Here is a 322-nt window from a genome sequence, read left to right as displayed (position 1 = left end):
CGCAATAAACTGGAGGCTTTTATAAGGAAGTTCTATTTGAACGAACTTTTAAAGGGTTTTATCTTGTTTATAGCTATTGGCCTGTTGTATTTTCTTATTACGTTATTTATAGAATATCTTCTTTGGCTTAATTCGACGGGCCGCAGTATCCTGTTCTGGACTTTTATTGCTGTGGAATTATTTCTCTTCGGAAGATTTATTATTTATCCGCTACTGAAACTCTTTAAGATCTCCCGCGGAATTGATTACGCTGAAGCATCGAAGATCATTGGCAGGCATTTTCCTGAAGTAAGTGACAAACTCCTCAATCTTTTACAGCTTA

1 pseudogene is annotated in these 322 nt (G+C 36.3%); it reads left to right on the top strand.

The features are described 5' to 3' along the window. Positions 1–9: 9 nt before the first annotated feature. Positions 10–322: pseudogene (locus HC176_RS19815) on the top strand (hypothetical protein); the annotation flags it as partial.

It is taken from the genome of Tamlana crocina (assembly GCF_012037625.1).
This window is presented reverse-complemented; position numbering and strand designations above follow the sequence as displayed.